The 483-nt window shown below is 50.3% G+C and carries 1 protein-coding gene; it reads left to right on the top strand.

The window, feature by feature from the left end:
* Positions 1 to 483: BCCT family transporter (locus R8O70_RS25370; protein WP_318184478.1), on the top strand; the 483-nt coding region annotated here is incomplete at both ends.

The following is a 483-nucleotide window of genomic DNA, read 5'->3' as shown; positions in this document are numbered from 1 at the left end:
GTGCAGCATCATCGCCGTTGCCGCTGGTACTATCGGCCCTATTGGCTTTCTTGGTTTGCAAATCAGCTACGCGCTGAACTCATTATTTGGCTTCCCAGATAACTTCATCACCCAAAGCATGGTGATTGTCGCTGCCATCGTGATGTACACGCTTTCGGCGCTAAGTGGCGTAAGCAAAGGCATCCAACTTGTGAGCCGTTACAACATCATCCTGTCGGTACTGCTGATCGGTTACATCCTGTTCTTTGGCCCAACGAGCTTTATTATTGATGGCTATGTGCAAGGCGTAGGCCGCATGGTGGATAACTTTTTCCCGATGGCGCTTTATCGCGGTGACACTGGCTGGTTAAGCTGGTGGACGGTGTTCTTCTGGGGTTGGTTTATTGGTTACGGGCCAATGATGGCAATCTTCATCGCACGTATTTCGCGTGGCCGTACAATTCGCCAATTGATTTTGTCCATCAGTATTGCTGCGCCGCTGAT

The sequence above is a fragment of the Vibrio sp. 779(2023) genome, assembly GCF_033344285.1.
GTDB classification, from domain to species: Bacteria; Pseudomonadota; Gammaproteobacteria; order Enterobacterales; family Vibrionaceae; genus Vibrio; species Vibrio alginolyticus.
This window is presented reverse-complemented; position numbering and strand designations above follow the sequence as displayed.